The 2,186-nt window shown below is 65.2% G+C and carries 2 protein-coding genes; one reads left to right on the top strand and one right to left on the bottom strand.

The features are described 5' to 3' along the window. Positions 1-263: 263 nt before the first annotated feature. On the top strand, positions 264-1,259 hold the full coding sequence (locus PF446_RS09330) for a hypothetical protein (protein WP_298071155.1): 996 nt from the start codon (positions 264-266) through the stop codon (positions 1,257-1,259). Positions 1,260-1,361: 102 nt separating this feature from the next. Here the strand turns inward: PF446_RS09330 and PF446_RS09325 are convergent. Beyond that, the coding region (locus PF446_RS09325) for an ATP-dependent helicase (protein WP_298071154.1) at positions 1,362-2,186 on the bottom strand (825 nt) is incomplete at its 5' end.

Genomic DNA, 2,186 nt, shown 5'->3' with positions numbered 1-2,186 from the left:
GGCGGGGGCGGACGGCGGCGATTTTGTCGCCGGGACCGCGCACGCGCCAAGCAACAGGCTGAAAAGCAGTGGGAGGACGAACTTCATGCATGACTCCGGAAGACGTTTGTTCGTAGCCGAACAGTTTCGGCAAAGTGTACGACAGGGGCGTGACAGCGGTTGCGCGTGCTGCAGGGCTGGTCATCCGCGCATTGCACTGACAGACTGCCGGTCACGCCTCCTTGCGCCCTGCCATGCCCCCTTTCTCGCCCCCATCCCGCGCCATGGCCATCAGCAGTTACCTGTTGACCGGAGTCGGCCTGCTGCTGGTGCTGTGGCTGCACCTGCTCCCGGCACTGCTCGCAGGACTGCTGGTCTATGAGTTGATTGTCTTCGCCACAGCCGGGCTGCAAAAGCGCTGGATCGGCAGCCGTACACAAGCGCGCTGGATCGTGGTCAGCATCCTGGCTGTACTCACGGTGGGCCTGCTGACCCTGGCGGTGCTCGGCGCTGTCTCGATCCTGCACGCCGAACTGGGCAACCCGCGGGACTTCTGGAGCCAGCATATGATGCCGCTGGTGGACAAGGCGCGTCAGCAACTACCGCCATGGGTGGTCGACCACCTGCCGAGCAGCGTGGATGATCTTCGCGCCAGCTCGATGCAGTGGTTGCAGACCCATGCCGGGACCCTGCAACTGGCCGGAAAGGAAGCCGCACGGGTGCTGGTGCACATCCTGATCGGTCTGGTCCTGGGCGCCATCATCGCGCTCAGCCATGTACGTCCCAACGGCGAGGGCGGACCGCTGGCCGAAATCCTGGCCACACGTGCCGGGCGTCTGGCCGATGCCTTTCACGACATTGTCTTCTCACAGGTCAAGATCTCCCTGGTCAACACTGCCTTCACGACCGTCTTCCTGTTCGGCGCACTTCCGCTGTTCGGCGTGCACCTGCCGCTGGCCAAGACCCTGGTGCTGGTGACCTTCGTCGCCGGCCTGCTGCCTGTGATCGGCAACCTCATCTCCAACACCCTGATCACAGTGGTGGCGCTGTCGGTCTCGCTGGGCACCGGCATTGCCGCGCTGGTGTTCCTGGTCGGCATCCACAAACTGGAGTACTTCCTCAACGCCAGCATCGTGGGTACCCGCATCCGGGCCCGGGCCTGGGAGTTGCTGGTGGCCATGTTGGTGATGGAAGCGGCGTTCGGGCTGCCAGGCCTGGTCGTGGCGCCCATCTATTACGCCTACCTCAAGAGCGAGCTGAAAAAGGCCCACCTGATCTGAACACCGACATCGCAGAGCGTGGTCCGCCGAAAGTATTGCGTATGCGCTGGGGTTCGCCGCGCCGACCCCAACCTACGCTCGGGATCGAGCCTGCCAGCGCATTCAGTCGCCCAGCAAAGCGGTCAGCCTGGCGATGTGCGACTCTGCGGTTTCGCGCGCCACCGCCGCATCGGCGTCGGGGTCGCGACCCTGCCAGTGCAGGTCCGCCTGCGGCAACTCCTTGAGAAAGCGGCTGTGGCGGTTGGCCTGGATCTCGCCGAAACGGCGCGTGCGCGCACTCCACGACAGGGTCAGCAATTCCTTGGCGCGGGTGATGCCCACATACATCAGGCGACGCTCCTCGTCGATGCGTCCTTCGTCCAGTGCGCCCTCGTGCGGAAGGGTACCGTCCTCGCAACCGACGATGAACACGAAACGGAACTCCAGGCCCTTGGCGCCATGCAGCGTCATCATGCGCAGCGCATTGCCGGGATCGTCACGATCCGCATGCGTCAGCAGCGCTAGTTGCGCCGCCAGATCGCCGATCTGGCTGGTGCCCTGCTTGCTCATGGCGCGGAACCAGTCGATCAGCTCGCGCAGGTTGCCCAGGCGGCGCTCCATCGTGGTCGCATCCGGGGTTTGTGCAGCCAGATGCTCGGCGTATCGGGTGCGCTCGAGCACGGCCTGGACCAATTCGGCGGCCGAGGCCGTGCGCGCGGCATGATGCAGGCCATCGACCAGCCGCACAAAGCCGGCCAGCGCCGCCGCGGGACGCGGTGAAAGGGCCTTGAGCGCACTGTCGCTGCGCGCGGCCTCCAGCATCGATACCTGGCGTGACTGTGCCAACGTACCGAGCTTCTCCAGTGTGGTGGCGCCGATCTCGCGCTTCGGGCAGTTGACCACGCGCAGAAAAGCCGCGTCATCGGACGGATTGGCCACCAGCCGCAG

It is taken from the genome of Oleiagrimonas sp. (genome assembly GCF_027858935.1).
GTDB lineage: Bacteria > Pseudomonadota > Gammaproteobacteria > Xanthomonadales > Rhodanobacteraceae > Oleiagrimonas.
This window is presented reverse-complemented; position numbering and strand designations above follow the sequence as displayed.